23 protein-coding genes are annotated in these 20,299 nt (G+C 33.7%); 12 read left to right on the top strand and 11 right to left on the bottom strand.

Going from position 1 to position 20,299, the window contains the following annotated elements:
* Positions 1-123 precede the first annotated feature (123 nt).
* On the top strand, positions 124-264 hold the full coding sequence (locus E5D58_RS14900) for a hypothetical protein (protein WP_168796602.1): 141 nt from the start codon (positions 124-126) through the stop codon (positions 262-264).
* Positions 265-394: 130 nt separating this feature from the next.
* Complete coding sequence (locus tag E5D58_RS00485; protein ID WP_136479871.1) at positions 395-826, top strand: hypothetical protein; 432 nt, start codon at positions 395-397, stop codon at positions 824-826.
* 5 nt (positions 827-831) lie between these two features.
* On the opposite strand, the gene E5D58_RS00480 is transcribed toward E5D58_RS00485, so the two are convergent.
* Positions 832-1,227, bottom strand: a complete 396-nt coding sequence (locus E5D58_RS00480; RefSeq protein WP_136479870.1) for a hypothetical protein — start codon at positions 1,225-1,227, stop codon at positions 832-834.
* Between the two features lie 124 nt (positions 1,228-1,351).
* On the opposite strand from E5D58_RS00480, the gene E5D58_RS00475 reads away from it, so the two are divergent.
* Positions 1,352-1,795, top strand: a complete 444-nt coding sequence (locus tag E5D58_RS00475) for an Lrp/AsnC family transcriptional regulator (RefSeq protein WP_136479869.1) — start codon at positions 1,352-1,354, stop codon at positions 1,793-1,795.
* Between the two features lie 217 nt (positions 1,796-2,012).
* Here the strand turns inward: E5D58_RS00475 and E5D58_RS00470 are convergent, their stop codons facing one another.
* The 3 genes from E5D58_RS00470 to E5D58_RS00460 are packed head-to-tail and all read right to left on the bottom strand — an operon-like array spanning position 2,013 to position 4,586.
* Positions 2,013-2,396, bottom strand: a complete 384-nt coding sequence (locus tag E5D58_RS00470) for a VOC family protein (RefSeq protein ID WP_136479868.1) — start codon at positions 2,394-2,396, stop codon at positions 2,013-2,015.
* A gap of 1 nt (position 2,397) precedes the next feature.
* The gene (locus E5D58_RS00465; protein WP_136479867.1) at positions 2,398-3,366 is read right to left on the bottom strand and encodes a YpdA family putative bacillithiol disulfide reductase; all 969 of its coding nucleotides are present in this window, start codon (positions 3,364-3,366) and stop codon (positions 2,398-2,400) included.
* On the bottom strand, positions 3,363-4,586 hold the full coding sequence (locus E5D58_RS00460) for an MDR family MFS transporter (RefSeq protein ID WP_136479866.1): 1,224 nt from the start codon (positions 4,584-4,586) through the stop codon (positions 3,363-3,365). Before E5D58_RS00460 ends, E5D58_RS00465 begins: the two co-directional genes overlap by 4 nt.
* Positions 4,587-4,868: 282 nt before the next feature.
* Here E5D58_RS00460 and E5D58_RS00455 point away from each other — a divergent pair, with 282 nt between their 5' ends.
* Both E5D58_RS00455 and E5D58_RS00450 read left to right on the top strand, forming a co-directional pair.
* Positions 4,869-5,375: a DUF4252 domain-containing protein gene (locus E5D58_RS00455; protein ID WP_136479865.1), complete on the top strand. Its 507-nt coding sequence runs from the start codon at positions 4,869-4,871 to the stop codon at positions 5,373-5,375.
* Complete coding sequence (locus tag E5D58_RS00450; protein WP_235835804.1) at positions 5,375-5,995, top strand: DUF1684 domain-containing protein; 621 nt, start codon at positions 5,375-5,377, stop codon at positions 5,993-5,995. The genes E5D58_RS00455 and E5D58_RS00450 overlap by 1 nt, the downstream gene beginning before the upstream one ends.
* 80 nt (positions 5,996-6,075) lie before the next feature.
* Here the strand turns inward: E5D58_RS00450 and E5D58_RS00445 are convergent, their stop codons facing one another.
* From E5D58_RS00445 to E5D58_RS00435, 3 genes are read right to left on the bottom strand one after another with little or no spacing between them, the layout of a single operon-like run.
* The gene (locus E5D58_RS00445; RefSeq protein WP_136479864.1) at positions 6,076-6,819 is read right to left on the bottom strand and encodes a DUF6090 family protein; all 744 of its coding nucleotides are present in this window, start codon (positions 6,817-6,819) and stop codon (positions 6,076-6,078) included.
* A 13-nt stretch (positions 6,820-6,832) separates the two neighbouring features.
* Entirely contained in the window at positions 6,833-7,198 is a 366-nt protein-coding gene (gene crcB, locus E5D58_RS00440; protein ID WP_136479863.1) for a fluoride efflux transporter CrcB, read from the bottom strand.
* Positions 7,199-7,202: 4 nt separating this feature from the next.
* Positions 7,203-8,225, bottom strand: coding sequence for an SRPBCC family protein (locus tag E5D58_RS00435; RefSeq protein WP_136479862.1), 1,023 nt, complete (start codon positions 8,223-8,225; stop codon positions 7,203-7,205).
* Positions 8,226-8,412: 187 nt separating this feature from the next.
* Between E5D58_RS00435 and E5D58_RS00430 the strand changes: the two genes are divergently transcribed.
* Positions 8,413-10,452 carry a dipeptidyl-peptidase 3 family protein gene (locus tag E5D58_RS00430; protein ID WP_136479861.1) on the top strand — a complete coding sequence of 680 codons (2,040 nt, stop codon included), beginning with the start codon at positions 8,413-8,415 and terminating at the stop codon, positions 10,450-10,452.
* Positions 10,453-10,772: 320 nt separating this feature from the next.
* Here the strand turns inward: E5D58_RS00430 and E5D58_RS00425 are convergent, their stop codons facing one another.
* Positions 10,773-11,852 carry a hypothetical protein gene (locus E5D58_RS00425; protein WP_136479860.1) on the bottom strand — a complete coding sequence of 360 codons (1,080 nt, stop codon included), beginning with the start codon at positions 11,850-11,852 and terminating at the stop codon, positions 10,773-10,775.
* Positions 11,853-12,419: 567 nt separating this feature from the next.
* On the opposite strand from E5D58_RS00425, the gene E5D58_RS00415 reads away from it, so the two are divergent.
* Positions 12,420-12,806 carry a pyrophosphohydrolase domain-containing protein gene (locus tag E5D58_RS00415; protein WP_136479858.1) on the top strand — a complete coding sequence of 129 codons (387 nt, stop codon included), beginning with the start codon at positions 12,420-12,422 and terminating at the stop codon, positions 12,804-12,806.
* A 40-nt stretch (positions 12,807-12,846) separates the two neighbouring features.
* Here the strand turns inward: E5D58_RS00415 and E5D58_RS00410 are convergent, their stop codons facing one another.
* Positions 12,847-13,914, bottom strand: coding sequence for a branched-chain amino acid aminotransferase (locus E5D58_RS00410; protein ID WP_136479857.1), 1,068 nt, complete (start codon positions 13,912-13,914; stop codon positions 12,847-12,849).
* A gap of 125 nt (positions 13,915-14,039) precedes the next feature.
* On the opposite strand from E5D58_RS00410, the gene mnmD reads away from it, so the two are divergent.
* Both mnmD and E5D58_RS00400 read left to right on the top strand, forming a co-directional pair.
* Positions 14,040-14,726 (top strand): tRNA (5-methylaminomethyl-2-thiouridine)(34)-methyltransferase MnmD, encoded by a 687-nt coding sequence (mnmD, locus tag E5D58_RS00405; protein ID WP_136479856.1) that lies wholly within the window; start codon positions 14,040-14,042, stop codon positions 14,724-14,726.
* Between the two features lie 86 nt (positions 14,727-14,812).
* The gene (locus E5D58_RS00400; protein WP_136479855.1) at positions 14,813-15,727 is read left to right on the top strand and encodes a TIGR01777 family oxidoreductase; all 915 of its coding nucleotides are present in this window, start codon (positions 14,813-14,815) and stop codon (positions 15,725-15,727) included.
* A 148-nt stretch (positions 15,728-15,875) separates the two neighbouring features.
* Here the strand turns inward: E5D58_RS00400 and E5D58_RS00395 are convergent, their stop codons facing one another.
* Together E5D58_RS00395 and E5D58_RS00390 are read right to left on the bottom strand one after the other, a co-directional pair.
* Positions 15,876-16,415, bottom strand: coding sequence for a hypothetical protein (locus E5D58_RS00395; protein ID WP_136479854.1), 540 nt, complete (start codon positions 16,413-16,415; stop codon positions 15,876-15,878).
* A gap of 167 nt (positions 16,416-16,582) precedes the next feature.
* Positions 16,583-17,245, bottom strand: a complete 663-nt coding sequence (locus tag E5D58_RS00390; protein WP_136479853.1) for a YceI family protein — start codon at positions 17,243-17,245, stop codon at positions 16,583-16,585.
* A gap of 169 nt (positions 17,246-17,414) precedes the next feature.
* On the opposite strand from E5D58_RS00390, the gene E5D58_RS00385 reads away from it, so the two are divergent.
* From E5D58_RS00385 to E5D58_RS00375, 3 genes are all read left to right on the top strand, one after another.
* Entirely contained in the window at positions 17,415-17,951 is a 537-nt protein-coding gene (locus E5D58_RS00385; RefSeq protein ID WP_136479852.1) for a nucleotide exchange factor GrpE, read from the top strand.
* Positions 17,952-17,959: 8 nt separating this feature from the next.
* Positions 17,960-19,081 carry a molecular chaperone DnaJ gene (gene dnaJ, locus E5D58_RS00380; RefSeq protein ID WP_136479851.1) on the top strand — a complete coding sequence of 374 codons (1,122 nt, stop codon included), beginning with the start codon at positions 17,960-17,962 and terminating at the stop codon, positions 19,079-19,081.
* 291 nt (positions 19,082-19,372) lie between these two features.
* Positions 19,373-20,299 (top strand): ABC transporter ATP-binding protein, encoded by a 927-nt coding sequence (locus E5D58_RS00375; protein ID WP_136479850.1) that lies wholly within the window; start codon positions 19,373-19,375, stop codon positions 20,297-20,299.

The raw sequence follows: 20,299 nt of genomic DNA, 5'->3' as shown, positions 1-20,299 counted from the left end.
AGGTGGATATAAGTAATTAATCCAATAAATAGGTTGTTTTTTATGAAATGAGATTAATAGGTGTAAATTGATGTTAATCAAGCTAATAACTAAGTATTGTTTAACCCAAAAAACATTATACCTATGAAAGCTACATTAAAATACAAATTTAAACGACAGTCCAATAATTTTTTGGAATGGTTGGTTTACACCGTAAAGTCTGAGAAGTATTATTTATCGGAAGGCAGTGCCATAAACTTTAAACAAAGAATGAATATATACTAACCTTTGGAGAACTTAATAGCAAACGAACCTCAAGATTAACTTTACTTGGGTTTTTTTTGTTTTTCGTCCATATCTGGCGCAACCATTCTCAGAATAAAGTATCTTATTGGCATACAAATTTTGCATGACTATGAACCGTATTATTATCGTTTTCTTATCTTTTATACTGGTTAATTGTTCTTCAGGTAACAATCTATCAACAGATAAAAATGGAGAATTAATAGGTCGATGGAGGCTTACGGCACAATTAACCGATCCAGGTGATGGTAGCGGCGTGTTTAGTGCCGTTAAAAGTGATAAGGTTCTCGAGTTTTTTAGTGATGGTGAGGTAAAAGTTAATGGAAGTATGTGTTATATGACAACGAATACTAACTCAGAGCAAACTGGTACATTTGAGCTTGTGAGTGATAGCTCGAATGACGCGAATCATGATGGTATTATAAAACCAGATACTTGTGAGTTTGGCTCAAGAAATATTTACTTTGATTTCCCTTTAGATGGCGGGTTAATACTATGGTACACTTGTATAGAAGCTTGTGGTGAGAAGTATGAAAAGCTATAAGAATATTATAACGTCAACATCCAAGTATTCTGAAGCTTTTTAAACTTTTTTAACTCACTTCTTAAAATTGGTAAAAAATCTTTACCATTGCTATTAGATCGTTCTAGCCTATAAGAATTCTTATAAAGTCGATTGGTTAATTTTTTTAGTGAGGCAATATGTTTATGTTTTCTTTCTGAATGCCTTTCTAATTCAGCATTTACAATTTCTGGAACTAAAGAAACGGATTGTTGAACAATATCACCTGAAAAATAGATATTGTTATCTTCTGAACCATCAGGTTTTAGGCTTGATAAATCATGATTCAAATACACAGAAATATTTTGAGATAACGCAAAAATCTCCAAGGCTTTTTGGTAAATCGGTAATTCCGATAGATTTAGTGGGGTATTAGTAGCCATCTTTTAATTTCTTTAAGCAATTTCCTCAAAATTAGGAACAACTCACGAAACTTTACTTTAATTATGAAAGTAAAATTGTATTTTTGATTTAAATATTAATTAATAATAGTTAAATTTATTTAAAATGACAGTCGATGCCATTAATGCCAAGATTTTAAAGTGTCTTCAACAGAATGCACGAAGTTCAAATGCCGAAATTGGTAGGCAAGTAGGTATAAGTTCGCCGGCAGTTTCTGAGCGCATAAAAAAAATGGAGGATTTAGGTATTATTGAAGGCTACAAAACCATTGTATCGCCGTTTGAAATAGGCTACCAATTAAAAGCTATTATTACATTAAGAGCTTTTATGGGCAAGCTAAAGCCTTTTCTTGAAAAAGTAAAAACATTTGATGAGGTTATAAATTGTTACCGAATAACAGGCGATGAAAACATTGTTATGGAAGTGGTTTTAAAAAATCAAAAGCATTTGGAAACCTTTATAGATCAACTCATTTCTTATGGTGAATCAAAAACACAAATAGTGTTGTCTCGCGTTGTTAAACAAAAAGAAGTGATTCCAATGAAGTAAATTTTAGTTTGGTTGTATAAATAAAAAAGTGGATATATGTAGATAACAATTTATAGCCAAATCCATCAGTAAGTGTTTTCTAGATATATTTTAGTAATCATATTTGTAAAAGTAAAACGCCGCTGTAAACTTATAGGATTCGCTATGACCTAACGTGTTTTGCACACTAAAAAGAGTGTTTTCTAATATTTAGAGTTGCAAATAATCTTTCATTTTTTCATGATTGTTTAATGCGCCAAGGCGGGTTCTTTCTATTCTCACCGGCATGGTATAAAACTAAATGGTTTCCATCGGGATCTTTTAATCTTGCCTCCCGCCATAAGTATGGCTTATCATTAGGTAATTCTGTAAACTGAATTCCTTTCTTTTGAAGCGCCTTTACTTTTTGATCTAGTTGATCGTCTTCAAAGTAGATTTGCAGATTATTATTACTCTGTAAATCATCTACCTTATGAATCGAGAACGTACTATCTCCATCTGGGCATTTAAACCGAACGTATCTAGGCAGTGCATCTACAATTAATAGTAGGCCTAATTTTTTGTAAAATTCTGTAGCCTTTTCAATGTTTAAAGAAGGGACAGTAATTTGGTTTAAATTCATATCATAAAGACTTTTCTATATGTAATGCTATTTTTTTAGCATGCATTCGCGAATTTTCTATAAACCATTTATGAGTTTCCTTACCTCCACAAATAACACCTGCTAAATACAAGCCTTTTACATTAGATTCCATGGTTTCTGAATGGTATTTCGGAATCATTTTATCATCTTTAGAAAGCTCAATATGGTTATCTGTCAAGAGCTTAAAGTTCGGGAGATATCCGGTTAAAGCAATAACATAATCATTAGGAATCGTAATTTCTCCGTTCGGAGTTCGTATGGTCGCCTCATGATCTGAAATAGACACTATATTAGCGTTATAATAAGCTGTTATACTGCCTTCTTCAATGCGGTTAATAATGTCTGGTCTCACCCAATATTTTACGCGATCTCCAATTTCTTCGCCTCTTATTACCATAGTTACCCTTCCGCCTTTTCTGTAAATTTCTAAGGCTGCATCGACCGCGGAATTACTGGCTCCTACCACAATAACATCTTGTAAGGTATATGGGTGCGCTTCCTTATAATAATGGCTTACTTTGTCTAATGATTCTCCAGGAACATCTAATAGTTTTGGTATGTCATAAAACCCTGTAGAAATTATAACCTTTTTTGAGTGGTAAGAAGTTTTACTTGTAATGGTAGTAAACTTGGATTTTTCCTTGTTTATAGATGTAACCTCTTCATACAAATGAATATTTAGGTTGTTTGTTGTTGTAACTCTCCTGTAATACTCTAAGGCTTCATCGCGGTTTGGTTTAGGGTTATTACTAATAAAAGGAATGTCATCAATCTCAAGCTTTTCGGATGTTGAGAAAAAGGTCATGTTTTTTGGGTAGTTGAATAAGGAGTTGGTTAGCGCTCCTTTTTCAATTACCACGTATGTCCAGTTTCTTTTTTTACACTCTAAGGCGCAAGCAATGCCAATAGGTCCACCACCTACAATAACAATATCTAATTCTTTACTCAAAGCTTTGCAATTTTTAATTTCTTTTTTGAGTTTAAATACGTACTCAAAATGAAGAGTAAAAATACGCAAAGTCCAGCAAGTAGGGTAATTATATACCAAGTGTTATTAAAACCAATAGAGTCCACCATTCGCATTCCTGCATTGTGTCCAAAAATATGGGCCATAGAGAACGCGATGGAGTACAAAGCCATATATTCACCTTGATTTCCTTTTTTTGCTCTATCCATGGCAAAAGCATTAGAAAAAGGGAACGCAATCATTTCTCCAAAAGTCATGAGAAGCATACCTATTACTAAAACACCCGACCAAGATGTGATATTTAAAATGATAAAACTTAGTCCTGTTAGTATGCCACCAAAAAGCATCAATCCCGTTTTCGTAAAATTTGTGTTTTCTAACCATTTAATTAAAGGCATTTCAAAAACAAAGATTATAAAGCCATTCATACCCATAAGAATACCAATATTCAATTCACTTAACATATGAACGTGTTTGTAGTATAAGGGCATAGTCGAAAAGTATTGTAAAAATACAATACCGAATATCACCATAGCAACTAAAAATATTAAAAAAGCCTTGTCTGTATAGGCCGATTTAGGATGATTAACGGTTACATCATCTAGAGTTTTCGTTTTTTTAGGGTTTAAAACCTTTATTAAAACCATAGTTGCAGCAATACAAGTAATACCATCAATCCAAAACAAACCGCCATAGCCTAACATGGTAATAATAAAACCACCAATAGCAGGACCAGCTGAAAACCCAAGATTTATGGCAAGTCTTATTAATGTAACAGATCTTGTCTTATTTTCTGGTCTACTATAGGCACTTAAAGCAACAAACATGGCAGGACGAAAACTGTCTGCAACCAGCATAACAAGAAAAATACCAATACAGAAAGTTTCGAATGTCGATAAAAATTGAAGCGTAATAAAAAGTACACCTGTTATCAATAAACTAGAAACCATGACTTTATAATAGCCAATAATGTCCGTTAGTTTTCCGCCTAGCCAAGAACCAAAAACCGACCCTAAACCAAAGGCGCTCATTACCCAGCCTATATCATTAAATGAAAAGTTTAAACTTTTATTTAGATATAAGGACAGAAAGGGAATGACCATGGTACCTGCTCTATTAATTAATGTAATTAGAGAAAGCCACCATACCTCTTTGGAGAGGCCTTTAAAGGTGTTAAGATAGTTGTTAAATAGCGTTTTCATTGGTTTGTTTAATAAAAGATTTTGCTCATAAAAGGGATTTAGTTAAAAAAACAAGGTGCTGATAAAAACAAAAAAGTCCGACGGTTAGGTCGGACTTTAAGATATTGTAATATAATAGTTCACATCAACACAATACAAGACAAGTCCGACTCTTTCTCATTAAAGAGGTCGATTGTTTTTTATAAATTGTGACGTTATGACGCATTTTTGTTTCTTTTTGAAAGTTCAAAGCTAGTCAAAATATTTTGAAGTTGTATTTTTGAAGTAGATATTTATTTGATAATGAAGAGAATTTTATATGTTTTTATCCTTTTTTTAACGGTGGTGTCGTGCGGACCAAGTTTTAATAGTTTTTATAATAATCACAAATCAGATCTTGGAACGACATCATTTCAGGTTCCAAGAATTGTAAAAACTTTAATAGGAACGGTATCTCCCGAAATAGATAAGGCCATAGGAAATATTTCAGATTTTAAGTATATCAAATTTGAAGAGACAAATGAATCAAAACGAGCCGATTTAATAGAAGAAATGAATAGGGTTACTAACCGCCGATATACAGATGTTTTTAGAAAGCATACTTTAGAGCATACTCAAATTATTTCAATTATAGAGAAAGGAACGGTGGTATCTGATATTCTAATTTTTAAAAGTGATAAAGAGGTAACTTCGGCATTATATTTAAAAGGTGATTTTAATGGCAATAAAATAAGGAGTTTATCTCAGGAAGGGGACATGGAGAATTTAGGTGATGCACTCCTCAAATCTTATAATTCGAATCTTAATTAATGAAGCTTATGCTAAAGAAAACCTATATTCTTCCTATAATTATATTAGGGGTTTTAATGTCTTGCGCTCAAGAGAAAAGACCTGTAAGAGGCGAGACAGAATTTCAACGTAAAATAAATGCTGAATATAAAGATGTGACCACCTCACCGCTTAAAAAGCAGGATAGGAAGCATTTTGAAGGACTTGATTTTTTTAGGTTTGATTCAACCTATATTGTAAAGGCACATTTTAAAAGAACACCCGAGGAGCAACCGTTTGAAATGAAGACAACTACAGATAGGTTACCCCTGTATTTAAAATATGGAGAGTTAACATTTCGCTTAAAGGAGCAGGAGTTTCGGCTTAACATTTACCAAAATCAGAATTTAATGCATGAAGAAGGTTACGAAGATTATTTGTTTCTGCCTTTTTTAGACGAAACTAATGGTCTGGATAGCTATGGCGGTGGACGTTATATTGATGCCAGAATTCCAAAGGGAAACACCATGTTAATAGATTTTAATTCAGCCTACAACCCATATTGCGCCTATAATGATAAGTACTCGTGTCCTATAGTGCCAAGAGAAAATTATCTGAAATTAAGAATTGAGGCGGGGGTAAAGGCTTTTAAGAAGCACTAATTTTTCCTATTTATTTCATTTAAATCACTGTTTTAGCCCCTAATTTACTTTAATAGGTTTATAATGCAGTTTTGGTTTCGCTAATTTTTTATGCTCTCATTTATTAGGTCTTCAATAATGGCTATTTGCTTTAGCAAATCTTCTAACTGTGTTAGAGTGGTTTTTTCCGAAAAACTTTTCCAGGCATGCATCGCTTCTATTCCCAAAATTATTTCTTTTCGATTATGATCTAAATTGAAAAATGATTTTAATTCTTGCTGCTTTTCAATTCTACCTTCAAGCTCAAAATTTCCAATCAGTAAAGACGTTTTCTGTAAAATATTATTTTTTCCGTTATTATTGAATCTTGAATTATTTACAATCCGATTTTGAGAGCGTCTTAAATCTATTAATCTATTTCTTAAGTTAGAAGGAATAAGTGCAATTTCTCCACTATTTTGAAGTGTTTCTATAGTACTTTGGTTGAAAACTATATTAGTAGATGGTCTGCTTAAAGCTAAAAGTTTGCTGTAAACCATTTCAGGTGATAGTTTAGTGGTGTAAAACTCCTGAACGTAATCTTTGTATGCTCTTCTATTTTCTTTAAACCTCTCAATTGTTATATGACAAAATTCTTTATCCTTTTTTAAGTCTTCTAGTAGTTGAAAGAAGTATTCTTGTTTTTTTGTTTCTAGTTTATTGTGTTCATTCCAATTATTAATTTGTAGAGCAATTAATATTCCAATAACCACAAGAACGATCTCGCCAATTGCGTAAAATAAATAGCTTTTAAATTTACTTTGAGCGAGTAGCTTTTGCCTAATTTTTCGAAAAAATTTTATCATTGGTCGATTAATTTTATTTAACCAAATACATTCCTAAAAAAACAGCTAAAAAACCTACAATAAAACTGGCAATAGTATAAACGGCGAAACTTAAAAAGTCGCCAGATCTTAAAAACACATGGTTTTCATAAGCAAAGGTTGAAAAGGTAGTGAAACCACCGCAAAACCCGGTAGCTAAAAGTAAGGTGTGGTTTTGAGTGAGCGCTTCATTTTTAGCTGCAAATCCTAATATAAGTCCAATAAACAGGCTTCCTAAAATGTTTGCTAAAAACGTTCCATAGGGAATACCTGTTTCAGCATTATTGAGAACTTTTCCAATAATATAGCGCAGCACGCTCCCTAGTCCTCCACCCGCAAAAACCAGTATAAGTTGTTTCATAAAACTATTTAATAGCAATGTAGATTTCGGTAATCCAATTTGCAGGGTTTGGAGTACTCATGGGGTCAGTAAGATAAGTTTCAAGCATCGGTCCATCTTCATCAATTTCAAAACCGTTCTCAGGAATATACTTCATTGTTGAATCCCAAGCTTCTTTTAAGTTATTATAATCACCTTTCAATGTAGTTTTTATTGCTTTAAAAGGTTTTAATTGTCCTGTTAAAATGTCTGGTTCAGACGAAATTACTTTTTCTACTGTTGGCACACAGCAAGAAAACATAACAGCATTGTTAGCTTCGTCCCATTTATGATAATTAACAAAAGGGGCTCCTGCGGTTTTTAAATTGTTACTAAAGGCATAGTTGCCAACTTTTGGAAGCATTTCCTGCATTTTCGAGGCAAGATCAGATATTTTACAAGAGGTCGCGTTGTAAATATAAAACCCGCCACTATGTTCGGTACCACCGTTTATTGCAATACTGTATACTTTCATATCTGCCTGAACTATACTATCTAGTTTAAAAAGACCTCTATCAAAATCTGGAGCGGTATTCTCTTCAATAGATCCAGCAAAAGTAGTGTACATTTTGGTCATAAAGTCTTGCTTGCCGTTCATGGCCCAGGTTACTTTAGTGCCTTCATTTGTATCTTCAAAGGTCCAGCTAATATCAGATTCAGACTCAAAAGGTTTTATAAATTGAATGTTTTGAGAAATAGATATATTGTCTTCTACAGCCTGCGTTGTCATGCGTCCTTCGCCTAAAATCTCACCATTCCAAGAATAGTTGCCACCAACACCAGATGTTGTTTCTCCATAGGTTAATGTCGCTGAAGGCTCTTTTTCAATCCAAGGAGAAAAGCTAGGCCAATTTTTATAGTTATTTACCTTACTGAAAAGCATAGACTTTGGTGCTTTTATAACTCTACTTCTTGAAAAATCAAATTCATTGGGTTGAACGGCAATGTAAATAGCTAAACCAATAATAATGATCAATAATAAAAAAACAATATACTTAAAGGCTTTCATTGGATATGTATTGAATATTAACATATCAAATATAGGTTTTTAAAACTTTATTGTTATTAAATTATTACATTTGCATGCAAAATGGCGATTATTTAGTAGTTAAATATCTAATTTTGGCTACAAAATACAATTGATTTTATCTTTTTGGCTTGAATATTATAAGTAACTAAATCATATTTTAAATAAAATGCGACTAAAATTTATTTTTAATTTACTACTAGTTGGTGCTTTACTTTGGTCTTGCACCGACGCTAAGAAAACTATCAAAAAAGATACTATTACTCAAGAAGAGGAGGTGGCGTTTAATTATAATGTTGAGCAATTTGCTGATATAAAGGTGCTTAGGTATCAAATTCCAGGTTGGGACAAATTAACGTTAAAAGAGCAAAAGCTTGTGTATTACTTAACTCAGGCAGGTTTATCTGGTAGAGACATTATGTGGGATCAAAATTACAGGCATAATCTTACTATTAGAAAAGCGCTTGAAAACATTTATTCTAATTACCAAGGGGATAAAACTTCTGAGGAGTGGAAAGCTTTTGAAACATATTTAAAACGTGTTTGGTTTAGCAATGGTATTCATCATCACTACTCAAATGATAAAATAAAACCGGACTTTACAGCTAATTATTTGTCCAGTTTATTAACTCAAACTAATACTGTTTTAGAAGGAGAAGCGTTTGATGTGATTTTTAATGAGAAAGATTCAAAGAAGGTAGATCAGTCTAAAGGCATTGATAATGTTGGCAACTCAGCAGTTAATTTTTATGGACCAGATGTAACCAATGAAGATGTTATTTCATTTTACAAGGCAAAACAATCTCCTAATCCTGAAAAGCCTTTGTCGTTCGGTTTAAACTCTCAACTTGTCAAGGAGGATGGGGTTTTAAAAGAACGTGTATATAAGTCAGGCGGATTTTACGGTTCTGCTATTGACAAGATTATAGGTTGGTTAGAATTAGCTCAAGGCGTAGCCGAAAATGAAGAGCAAGGAGATGCTTTGGGGCTTTTAATAGACTATTATAAAACAGGTGATTTACAAACTTGGGACGATTATAATGTTGCTTGGACGGGTGCCACCAAAGGAAATATTGATTACATCAATAGTTTTATTGAAGTATATAATGATCCTTTAGGTTATAGAGGTTCTTACGAAAGTATTGTGCAGATTAATGATTTTGATATGTCTAAAAAAATGAAGGTGCTCTCTGATAATGCGCAGTGGTTTGAAGATAATTCTACTTTAATGGATGCGCATAAAAAGAAAAATGTAGTTGGGGTTACTTACAAAGTTGTTAATGTGGCAGGAGAAGCAGGAGATGCCTCGCCCAGCACGCCTATTGGTGTAAATTTGCCTAATGCCAACTGGATACGGGCGGCTGTTGGTAGCAAATCGGTTTCATTAGGAAATATCGTTCAAGCTTACAATAATTCTGGGGCATCTGGTAGACTAAAAGAGTTTGTTCATGACAGCGAAGAGTTAGAGTTGGAAGAAGCTTATGGTCAATTAGCAGACAAATTGCATACAGCATTACATGAGGTTATTGGTCATGCATCAGGGCAATTAAATCCGGGCGTAGGAGAGACAAAAGAGACTTTAAAAAATTATGCATCTACCTTAGAAGAAGGTAGAGCCGATTTAGTGGCGCTTTATTATTTATATGATACGAAATTACAGGAACTAGGCTTGGTTGACAATTGGGAGTCTGTTGGCAAGGCAGCTTACGACGGTTATATTCGTAATGGTTTAATGACGCAATTGATTAGACTGAACCTTGGAGATGATGTTGAAGAGGCCCATATGCGCAATAGACAATGGATTTCGGCATGGGTTTTTGACAAAGGACAAACAGATAATGTGATAGAAAAAGTAACTAGAAATGGTAAGACTTACTTTAACATTAACGATTATTCTAAGCTTCGTGAATTATTTGGTGAACTTCTAAGGGAAACACAGCGTATTAAATCTGAGGGCGATTATGAGGCCGTACAGGAGTTAGTAGAAAATTACGGTGTTAAAGTAGACCAAGATATTCACGCAGAGGTCTTAGAAAGAAACAAGCAGTTTAATTCACCGCCGTATTCAGGGTTTGTGAATCCAGTTTTAGTCGCAGAAAAAAATGATGAAGGCGAGATAACCGCTATTAAAATCAATCAGCCAGAAACCTTTAGTAATCAAATGTTAGACTATAGCAAGAACTATAATTTTTTGCCAGAGGTAAACTAAATAAGGAATAACTTATAATAAAAAAACAGGGCTTTGCTTAATCAGGGCTCTGTTTTTTTGTTTACGCTAAAAGTTAGTAGCAATAAATTTACTATAATAAGCACGCTTACAATTAGTAATAGTTTCATGTTTAGTTTCTTTTGTTGTTATAGTTAAGACGCAATACCTTAAAAAAGGTTGCGTTAAAAATATATATTTGTTTATATAACAGTTTTATTCAGCATTTTCCTAGTCAAGAAGGGGTGAAAAATAAAGGCAAAATGGATCTTGGTAAAAAAGTTTGTCTTTAGAGATGTTTTTACCAATATCCATATTTCGTTCTATTTTCTTTTTAGGGTGATAATTTCAATATAATCCTCTCCATCTTGAGTATAGGTTTCTGTTAAGGTTAATGTGTCTCCATTAATTTGAACTTTAGCACTTTGGAGCAGCAATTCGCCTTCAGGAATAGTTTCGCTCTCTCCAGGATTTATAAGATCAGTATATGAAAAAGCTACTATAGATAAGGTATTCTCTGTTTCGTTAAAGGCCCATTTACCTGTTTCTCTATATTTGTCCTGAATGATGTCGCTTGAATATGAAGCAGAACACGTTTCGGCCGTGGAAGTATAATCAAGTATTTTGTATTCCTCGTCATTGAATACCTCAAAGCCACCATCTGCAGAAAAAGTAGCAATGATTTCCTCTCTTATTATTTGATCGTATGGTACATTAATTTGTGAGTTATTATTGCATATTACTTGGGTTGTGTCATCCTCTTCAGAAATCCCTGATTCTATCCAAGTTCCTACAAGCGCATTGTTTCCTCCCCAAGCTTCAACTTCCACGCATATTGTAATGGGTTGACTTATATTGTTCTCGTTATCATAAATGCAAAGAACACCACAAAACTTTCCGGGAGGAAAAGCATCATTAAAGTCAATATTTATTTGGTAGGCTCCTTCTTCAACAGTAAAATCGTTTTTTGAAAACGGGCTTTTCTGTGTTTTTTTAATTCTAGAGCGTCTTGCTTGTTCAAAGCTAGACATAGGTATATCAAAATAACTTGATGTTGCTTTATTTTCTGTATCAGTAATTTGCAAGTAGGCTCCGGCTACTTGGGTTTCTGTGGTTGAAAATCTTAAATTAAACCCTACGTTTTGAATTGCTGGTAATTGATTGCTTGCAACATTTAAGTTTAAATTACTGTTGGGAGTAGGAGGGCTTCCTAAGTTTGTGGAGGCACCATCTATAATAATGCCCGATTCTAGATTAGAGATAGGAATACTAAGCGCTTCTTGCTTATTTTGTTCATTTGCCAAATCAATACCTTCATTATTGTTTGAAGAATCATCACTGCTGCATGAGTAAGAAAGGATAGAAAAAACGATAGTAATTGCTAAAAGTTTAAAGAATTTCATAAAAATTAGGTTTAGTCGATTAATAGCTATTTGGGAGAACATTTTAGACACCATCATTATTAGTTAGGCGATTTCTTCTTTTTAAATCCATCAATTAACAAAGAAGGGATCATACTTTCTACTAACAACAGCATTACCAAAATAATGAGGGAGAGACGGTAATGCTTCATGGTAAAAAAAATAATTCATCGACAAAAGTATATTTTTTATCGATAAAATGCAAATTCGTTTTATGGAATGGCCGCAAGTCCCAGAACAAGTAGGCTCGCTATGTACGGTCTTGGGAGAAAAATAAAAAAAATAGAAGATTGTTTTCGTTACTATTAATAAAGAGTAATAAAGCTTAGTTGAACAAAAACTTAATAGCCGAAATACATAAAATAAAAGTTATAAAAGCAATAAGCATCCATATACTTCCCTTATAAAACTGTTTATGCAGTTTTAAATCTTTTCTGTACATGAAGCCTATAATAATGGCAAAAACAATAAAAAATAAAACGCCGAAAATGATTTGACCTTTACTGAACATATGGTTATTTTTATGCAAATTTAATGAAATACTACATTATGAAGAATAAGATTGAAGCAGTAAAAGCGTTTCATACGGCATTTAAAATTGGGCATAGAGAAAATCCAAAAGCCGATTTAGGGATGGCTAAGAATTTATTGCGATACAAACTAATGCGAGAAGAGAATGAAGAATATCTTGAGGCGGCCAATAACGATGATTTGGTAGAAGTAGCAGATGCTTTGGGTGACTTGCTATATATTTTATGCGGAACCATTATTGAACATGGTTTACAACATAAAATAGAAGAAGTGTTTGAAGAAATTCAGCAAAGTAATATGAGTAAGCTTGGCGAAGATGGACAACCTATTTACAGGGAAGATGGGAAGGTGTTAAAAGGGCCAAATTATTTTAAACCCAACATTCAAAAGATACTAGAGAATTAAGAAATGAACATAAAAAAAGGAGCTATTCGGCTCCTTTTTTTTATTTGACTTCAAACCTCCAACCAAAGGGATCGGTCGTTTTATTTGTTTGTATATCGGTAATTCGTTTTTTCAAAAATTGTCCGTAGGTGTCTTCCAATTTAGGTAAGTCGTAATCTTTATCTTGGTATCCAAAACCAGAAATAGGAGATATAACTGCGGCAGTACCAGCTCCAAACATTTCTTTTAATGAACCATTTTTTGCTGCTTCAACAACCTCGCTAACCTTTAATTTTCTTACCTCTACGTTTATACCTTCAGACTTAGCAAGTTCAATAATACTTTTTCTGGTAATACCATCAAGAATTCTATCGCTGGTTGGTCCTGTAATTAAGGTGTCATTAATTCTAACAAAAATATTCATGGCACCAGCCTCTTCAATATACTCATGTGTATTATCGTCTGTCCAAATAACTTGCTGATATCCTTTTTCTATAGCTAATTGTGTCGGGTAAAATTGCCCTGCATAATTACCTCCGGCTTTAGCGAATCCAACACCTCCGTTAGCCGATCTTGAATATTTTTCTTCGATAAGTACTCTTACTTCTCCTGCAAAATAAGCTCCAGAGGGTGCGGTACATATAATGAACTTATATTCGTCGGCAGGAGAGGCATGAAATCCATTTCCTGAGGCAAAAACAAAAGGTCTAATGTATAGAGAGCTTCCATCATTTGTAGGAATCCAATCTTTGTCAATTTCAAGTAATGCTTTCAAACCTTCCATAAAATAGTCTTCCGGAAGTTCTGGAATAGCTAAGCGTTTAGATGAAATATTAAGTCGTTTAAAATTTTCTAAAGGACGAAATAACCAGACTTTATCATGGGCGTCTTTATAGGCTTTCATACCTTCAAATACAGACTGTCCGTAATGGAAAATCTTAGATGAGGGATCCAAAGTAATCGCTTGATAAGGGACCACTTTTGGTGCTTGCCATTCGCCATCTTTAAAATCGCATTCTAACATGTGATCCGAGAACACATGTCCAAATTTTAAATTGTCAAAATCTACATCATTGATTTTTGTAGTTTTTGCCTTTATAATCTCGATATCCTTGATTATAGCACTCATAGTCTCGTAATTTTATTGTACAAATTTAAGTAAAATGGATTTTAAAAAATGCTATATTTACAACAAATCACGTATTCTTCTTTAAGGAAGAATTTAAACTTCATATCTATCAAGGTCATCGCATTTTGAAACGAGAGATTATTATCACTTCCGATGGGTCTACAACGATTCATATCCCAGAATGGAATGAGCAATACCATTCTAAGCATGGAGCTATTCAAGAGGCTTTTCATGTGTTTATTAAATACGGCTTGGATTATGTGAGTGCCGAAAATGCCATGTTGAGAAGGAGCCATGAGATATCAATTCTTGAAATTGGTTTTGGTACGGGTTTAAATGCTTTTATTACATTTTTGCAATCAGAAAACCTTGTATGCAACATAGATTATGTTGGGGTTGAAGCCTATCCTGTTCCCAAGCGTGAGATTTCTAAACTAAATTATGTGAATCAGCTTGAAGCAGAAGACCATATCAATGTATTTGAAAGTATGCACGACTGCTCATGGGGAATGAAGCACCCACTAGGTAAAAAGTTTTTCTTAACAAAGCAAAAGAAGTTTTTCAATGAAATAAACGACACAGGTAAGTATCATCTTATTTATTTTGATGCTTTCGGAGCTAGGGTTCAACCTAGTTTATGGACTGAAGCAATTTTTGAGTTGATGTATAATGCCCTAAGAGTAAATGGAGTTTTGGTAACCTACTCGGCAAAAGGAAGTGTGCGTAGAGCGATGCAAAGTGTTGGTTTTATTGTTGAACGTTTACCTGGACCTCCAGGAAAAAGAGAAATGCTTAGGGCTTTAAAAAGATGACACCTGACGAGGTTGTTTTTTGTTAAACCTAATATAAAACCTTAGAAAGCCCTCTTTTGTTTTTGTAAATTTAAAGAAAAAAGTAAATGAGAGTTTTAATTACTGGGGCTACGGGACTAGTGGGTAAGGAAATTGTGAGACTCTGTCATAAGAAAGATATTGCAGTTAGTTATTTAACAACAAGTAAATCCAAAATAGAACGGCATGATAAGTATACAGGTTTTTATTGGAACCCGAATATTGCAGAATTAGATTCTAATTGTTTCCAGAATGTTGATGCTATTATTCACTTGGCTGGAGCATCGGTTTCAAAAAGATGGACGCCTAATTACAAAGCTAAAATTATTAACAGTAGGGTACAATCAACCAGATTGCTTGTTAACGCTTTAAAAGGGGAATCTCATTCAATAAAACAAATTGTGTCGGCTAGTGCTATTGGTTTTTATCCAGATTCTTACACTAATTACTATGAGGAATCATGGAAAGAGCCAAGTACTACTTTTTTAGGTGAAGTCGTAAAGACATGGGAAAATGAAGTTGATGAGTTTTCAAAGTTAGGAATTATGGTTTCTAAAATTAGGATCGGTTTGGTCCTGTCTAATAAAGGAGGTGCACTGCATGAAATTTCTAGACCAGTAAAGTTTGGGTTAGGGGCTGCTTTTGGGAGTGGTAAACAGTGGCAATCATGGATTCATATTAAAGATTTAGCAGATATGTTTTTGTACCTGATAAGGGAGAAGATTACAGGTGTTTTTAATGGGGTTGCTCCAAATCCCGTTTCTAATCAGGAATTAGTAAAAACGGTTTCTCAAGTTTTAAATAAGCCTTTTTTTATGCCCAACATTCCTAAGTTTTTTATGAAATCTATTCTTGGCGCTATGCACATTATTTTATTTGAAAGCCAAAGAGTTAGCTCGAAAAAAATTGAAAATAAGGGGTTTAATTTTGAATATCATCATTTGGCTCTCGCATTACAAAATTTACAGAGAGAAGACCTTTAAATTTAAGTTGTAAATAACTAGACTTGGGCTAGCTTTCTAATATTTGTTTTATTCTTAAGAGCGTTTGGTCTTTGTTTAATGGTTCGGAGGGTAGTTTAAAATTGGTCTTTATTGTTTTATTTATGGTTAAGGATTCATTTTTATACAACTAAACATAACCAATGTTTTGAAGAAAGAAATTTAGCATAAAAAAGGAAAGCAGCCCTAAAGTTAGAATAACATGTACCCAATAGTTTTTTACAAGGGCTAAAATAATGTAAACAATAGATAATACAAGTGGCAAAAACCAAGCAGATTTATGTTCAAACATTAAAAAACGATTGAACGTGTACGATATTGAAAAAAGAGTAAGGAGCGTAAAATAGTATTGCCTTTGGCCAAAGTACCATTCTAAAAGGTTAAAACCATCTTCTGGCTCTTGGTCTGGTAAAACTGCTAGCATAACTAATAGAATTATAATAATTGGAATAAGCCAAAAGAAGAAACCTAAGCTAGTTTCAATTAAGGGGGAATTTAATTCAGGTTGTATATTATACCAGATAATAATCATGGCTTGAAATGCCATAAAAGTGTGAGCAATAGGAATCCAGTGCCAGGTTATAACTTTTCGTTTGCGCAATAATCTATGAAAACTATGAATTAAGTCTGTAAGCCCTAAACCAGCTAGAATGGCTATAAATGTTATCAAAAGGTTTTGATTGGTCATTATAAAGTGGTTCTCACGTCTGTTTATAAATATGTTTTGTTTAAGCTAAAAACGAAAGTATTACTTTTTTTAAATATTTGTATTCTTATTAGTGCTAAAAAACCACTTTGCTCATGCAAAGTGGTTTGGAGGTAAGTATCTTTTATATTTTAGGGCTTTGTTGCAATAACCGCTATTTTAAGTTCAATATCATTATTGATAAACTTGTCGCCTAGATTATCAAAAAATGATTTTGAACCGTATTTTATATCCCATTTAGATCTGTCAATAGAAAACGAATCACTTGTGAGTGTTGTTTCATTATCCGAAACATTAACAACGGCAGGAAAGGTGATATTATTTTCAATTTCTTTAATTTTCAAGTTCCCAGATAACATGGTTTTTCCTTCCATTACTTGGCTTCCTGTAATAATGAAAGTTGCAGAAGGATGCTCATTAACATTAAAAAAGTCAGGACTCTTAAGATGGCCTAAAAGCTTTCCATTTTTTTCATCTTCAACAGGTATGTCTTTTACAATAATTGAATGCATGTCTATGTTAAAAGCACCCCCTACGATTCGGTCGTCATTAATCTCTAAGGCACCATTTTTAATAGATATGGTTCCGTGATGTGAACCTGTAGGCTTAGATCCTTTCCATTCTATTATTGAAGCTGCGGTATTGGCATTATACACGTCTGCTTTGATCTCTTTTTTTGTCGTTTCTATAATTTCTGCCTCGTTAGTTGTGGCCTCTTTTGCGTTGTTTTTACAGCCAGATAGGCCGAGCGTGATGAAACAAGTAAACAAAAGTGTTGCAATGTTTTTTGTCATTATGAATTAAATTTTAAGTTCAACGCCTAAAATAACTATTTTGTTTTACAAAATAAAATATTTATTAAACAAAATAATGGTATAAAAAAAAGTGTGACATTATGACATTTTTACAATATTGGCAGTACTTTTGCCAACTGATTATAAGATTGCAAAAATTGTATTTACAATGAGTAAAAAGGATAAACAAAGTACTATAGAAAAAGAGCAAGTTGAAGAGGTTCAAAATGAAACTCTTGAGGTTGAAGAGCAGACCGCAGAGGAGAAACTTCAAGAAGAAGTAAAGCAAGAAAAAGACAAGTTTTTGCGGTTATTTGCAGAATTTGAAAACTATAAAAGAAGAACATCGAAAGAAAGAATTGAGCTATTTGCTACAGCTAGCGAAGGCGTGATGAAAACATTACTGCCTATTCTAGATGATTTTGAACGCGCATTAAGCCATATTGAAGATGATAAAGAAGCCGAAGAATTACGAAAAGGCGTGTTACTAATCTATCAAAAATTAGTAAGTACCTTGGAAAAAGAAGGCCTAAAAGCCATGGAAGTTGAAAAAGGGGGCGATTTTGATGCTGATAAACATGAAGCCATTACTCAAATACCTGCTCCAAGTGACGACTTAAAGGGAAAAATAATTGATGTGGTTGAGAAGGGATATGTTTTAGGCGAAAAAATAATTAGGTTCCCTAAAGTTGTTATCGGACAATAATTTATATTATGGCTAAAAGAGATTATTACGAAGTATTGGGAGTTAGTAAAGGAGCTAGTGCTTCAGAGATTAAAAAGGCTTACAGAAAAAAAGCCATAGAATTTCACCCAGATAAGAACCCAGATGATAAGGAAGCTGAAGCTAAATTTAAAGAAGCAGCAGAAGCTTACGAAGTATTGAGTGACGACAACAAAAAAGCCCGTTATGATCAATTTGGTCATCAAGCCTTTGAAAATGGTGGCGGTGGCTTTGGTGGCGGTGGCATGAATATGGACGACATATTTAGCCAGTTTGGAGATATTTTTGGCGGTGGGGGCTTTGGCGGTGGTTTCTCAGGTTTTGGTGGTGGCGGTGGCCAGCGAAGAACTAAAGGAAGTAACTTGCGTATTCGTGTTAAATTAACTTTAGAAGAAGTAGCGAACGGTGTTGAGAAAAAGGTTAAGGTAAAGCGAAAAATTCAAGCACCTGGAACTACTTATAGAACATGTTCTACTTGTAATGGTAGTGGGCAAGTAACCAGAATTGCCAATACTATTTTAGGTAGAATGCAAACCTCTGCACCTTGTAACGTCTGTGGCGGGGCTGGTCAAACTATTGATAAAAAGCCTAGCGATGCAGATGCTCAAGGTTTAAAAGTAGCAGAAGAAACGGTTTCTATTAAAATACCGGCTGGTGTGGTAGATGGTATGCAACTTAAGGTGTCTGGTAAAGGAAATGAGGCTCCTGGTAATGGCATTTCTGGAGATTTAATTGTTGTGATTGAAGAAGCCGACCATGATAAGTTGCAACGCGAAGGCGATAATTTACATTACGATTTGTATGTAAGTTTTCCTGAGGCTGTTTTAGGAACTTCAAAGGAAATAAGTACAGTAACAGGTAAGGTTCGCATTAAGGTTGAAGCGGGCGTGCAGTCAGGCAAGATTTTACGTTTAAGAGGTAAAGGAATCCCCAGTATCAATGGTTACGGAAAAGGTGATTTACTGGTACACGTAAATGTTTGGACACCGAAAACTTTAAGTAAACAGCAGAAGGAGTTTTTTGAAGCTATGAAAGATGATGACCATTTTTCTCCAAAACCAGAAAGCTCGGATAAATCATTTTTTGAGAAGGTAAAAGACATGTTTTCGTAATTAAGAGACGAAAAAAATGAAGAATCCGCTTTCACAGCGGATTTTTTTTTGAATTTAATAATAAAGATATCTAATAGTTTTGCTATTAGTTTAGAAAAAAAAACTATATTTGAACATCACTAATTCTTTTAGTGATAATTTTTCTTTTTCATAGCAATTTTTTTCCCATCCTTAATTTTTTAAGGGTGGGTTTTGTTTTTAAGAAGAATTTTAGGTTAAATATGTGTAACAAGTTCATAAGTCCTCATACTATATATGTGAACTGATATTGGTTATCTTTAATTTATTACCATGAATAATTTACTAGAGGTTAATGAAGTTTCAAAAAGTTTTGGAAGCTATAAAGCCCTAAATAATGTTTCAATAGCAGTCCCCCATGGTGGTATTTTTGGCTTGCTAGGACCAAATGGGGCCGGGAAAACAACCTTAATTAGAATCATAAATCAAATAACAATGCCAGATAGTGGTAGCGTGTATCTTGATGGTGATTTGCTAAGCCCTAGGCATATTCAAGATATTGGTTATCTTCCTGAGGAACGAGGCTTGTACAAATCTATGAAAGTAGGTGAGCAGGCTTTATATCTGGCACAGCTAAAAGGCTTATCGAAATTTGAAGCAAAAAAACGCTTAAAATATTGGTTTGAGCGCCTGGAAATTGGAGATTGGTGGAATAAAAGAATTCAAGAGTTATCAAAGGGAATGGCGCAAAAAATTCAGTTTGTGGTAACTGTTTTGCATCAGCCTAAACTGCTCATTTTTGATGAACCTTTTTCGGGGTTTGACCCTATAAATGCGAACCTAATAAAGGACGAAATATTAAGACTTCGAGACCAGGGTGCTACCATCATATTTTCAACGCATCGTATGGAATCGGTTGAAGAGCTTTGTGATGATATTGCGTTATTACATAAGTCAAATAAAATACTTGATGGAAAGCTTGTAGATATAAAACGTCAATATAAAATAAATACCTTTGAAGTCGGTATAAGGACTAAAGATAACCACGAGCTGAAGCAGCTTTTATCCGAGAAATTTATAGTTTCCGATGCTTATTTTAAAACCTTGGATAACGAATTAAAGCTTAATATTAAACTAGGAGATAAAGAATCTCCAAATGCGCTTCTTAATTATTTAACATCAAAAGGAGAGCTAACTCATTTCATGGAATTAATTCCAAGTGTGAATGATATTTTTATTCAGAACGTCAAGAAAAGCTAG

The organism is Cognatitamlana onchidii (assembly GCF_004804355.1).
GTDB lineage: Bacteria > Bacteroidota > Bacteroidia > Flavobacteriales > Flavobacteriaceae > Cognatitamlana > Cognatitamlana onchidii.
This window is presented reverse-complemented; position numbering and strand designations above follow the sequence as displayed.

Bases quoted from the DNA above. Each gene is read 5' to 3' on its own strand.
- E5D58_RS00390 (WP_136479853.1), bottom strand. From the start codon at position 17,245: ATGACAAAAAACATTGCAACACTTTTGTTTACTTGTTTCATCACGCTC.
- dnaJ (WP_136479851.1), top strand. From the start codon at position 17,960: ATGGCTAAAAGAGATTATTACGAAGTATTGGGAGTTAGTAAAGGAGCT.
- E5D58_RS00375 (WP_136479850.1), top strand. From the start codon at position 19,373: ATGAATAATTTACTAGAGGTTAATGAAGTTTCAAAAAGTTTTGGAAGC.
- E5D58_RS00470 (WP_136479868.1), bottom strand. From the start codon at position 2,396: ATGAATTTAAACCAAATTACTGTCCCTTCTTTAAACATTGAAAAGGCT.
- E5D58_RS00450 (WP_235835804.1), top strand. From the start codon at position 5,375: ATGAAGCTTATGCTAAAGAAAACCTATATTCTTCCTATAATTATATTA.
- E5D58_RS00385 (WP_136479852.1), top strand. From the start codon at position 17,415: ATGAGTAAAAAGGATAAACAAAGTACTATAGAAAAAGAGCAAGTTGAA.
- E5D58_RS00455 (WP_136479865.1), top strand. From the start codon at position 4,869: ATGAAGAGAATTTTATATGTTTTTATCCTTTTTTTAACGGTGGTGTCG.
- E5D58_RS14900 (WP_168796602.1), top strand. From the start codon at position 124: ATGAAAGCTACATTAAAATACAAATTTAAACGACAGTCCAATAATTTT.
- E5D58_RS00460 (WP_136479866.1), bottom strand. From the start codon at position 4,586: ATGAAAACGCTATTTAACAACTATCTTAACACCTTTAAAGGCCTCTCC.
- E5D58_RS00435 (WP_136479862.1), bottom strand. From the start codon at position 8,225: ATGAAAGCCTTTAAGTATATTGTTTTTTTATTATTGATCATTATTATT.
- E5D58_RS00445 (WP_136479864.1), bottom strand. From the start codon at position 6,819: ATGATAAAATTTTTTCGAAAAATTAGGCAAAAGCTACTCGCTCAAAGT.
- crcB (WP_136479863.1), bottom strand. From the start codon at position 7,198: ATGAAACAACTTATACTGGTTTTTGCGGGTGGAGGACTAGGGAGCGTG.
- E5D58_RS00430 (WP_136479861.1), top strand. From the start codon at position 8,413: ATGCGACTAAAATTTATTTTTAATTTACTACTAGTTGGTGCTTTACTT.
- E5D58_RS00475 (WP_136479869.1), top strand. From the start codon at position 1,352: ATGACAGTCGATGCCATTAATGCCAAGATTTTAAAGTGTCTTCAACAG.
- E5D58_RS00410 (WP_136479857.1), bottom strand. From the start codon at position 13,914: ATGAGTGCTATAATCAAGGATATCGAGATTATAAAGGCAAAAACTACA.
- E5D58_RS00415 (WP_136479858.1), top strand. From the start codon at position 12,420: ATGAAGAATAAGATTGAAGCAGTAAAAGCGTTTCATACGGCATTTAAA.
- E5D58_RS00400 (WP_136479855.1), top strand. From the start codon at position 14,813: ATGAGAGTTTTAATTACTGGGGCTACGGGACTAGTGGGTAAGGAAATT.
- E5D58_RS00485 (WP_136479871.1), top strand. From the start codon at position 395: ATGAACCGTATTATTATCGTTTTCTTATCTTTTATACTGGTTAATTGT.
- E5D58_RS00480 (WP_136479870.1), bottom strand. From the start codon at position 1,227: ATGGCTACTAATACCCCACTAAATCTATCGGAATTACCGATTTACCAA.
- E5D58_RS00425 (WP_136479860.1), bottom strand. From the start codon at position 11,852: ATGAAATTCTTTAAACTTTTAGCAATTACTATCGTTTTTTCTATCCTT.